Here is a 609-nt window from a genome sequence, read left to right as displayed (position 1 = left end):
CCCGGCCAGGGCGTAAACCCCGCTCGCTTCTCGCGGGGGTGCCCAAGCCACGTGGAAAACGCTGGACTCATGATGCCAATATTTCACTTCGCCCAGCCGAAGCCAATGATCGTGCGGTACCCGGTCATTGGGAAGGCGATTTGATTATTGGCGCAGATGGCACCAGTGCTTTAGCGACGTTGGTGGAGCGCCGCAGCAGGTTTGTGCTGCTCGGCAGACTCGGCACTGACCATACTGCCGCCAGTGTCAATGAGGTGATGGTACGGATGATTCGTCGGCTCAAAGAGTCGATGGACACCACGATTTCGACGTTGACCTGGGATCAGGGAGTGGAGTTTGCCAAACACACGGAGTTTTCTGTCGCGGAGAATATCCAGGTGTTTTTCGCCGATCCGCATTCGCCGTGGCAGCGAGGTAGCAATGAGCGGATGAATCGGGATATCCGGTTTTATTTCCCCAAAGGCACCAACTTTACCGATGTCACCGACCAAGAGGTCGCCGAGGCGGAAGCATTGCTGAATAACCGGCCGCGGGTAGTGCTCGACGGGTTAACTCCCCGGGAGGTAATCTCTGGTGTTATCCATGATGCAATGACCGCCTGACCCTACC

1 protein-coding gene is annotated in these 609 nt (G+C 56.8%); it reads left to right on the top strand.

Annotation, left to right across the window (positions count from 1 at the left end):
- Positions 1-602 (top strand): IS30 family transposase (locus tag HMPREF2562_RS08625; RefSeq protein ID WP_141744788.1); only part of this gene is annotated, 602 nt, incomplete at its 5' end.
- Positions 603-609: the final 7 nt, after the last annotated feature.

The sequence above is a fragment of the Corynebacterium sp. HMSC077G07 genome (assembly GCF_001809225.1).
In the GTDB taxonomy this organism is placed as follows: Bacteria; Actinomycetota; Actinomycetes; order Mycobacteriales; family Mycobacteriaceae; genus Corynebacterium; species Corynebacterium jeikeium_D.
Note: the sequence above shows the minus strand (reverse complement) of the source record. Positions and strands in the feature narration are given on the sequence as shown.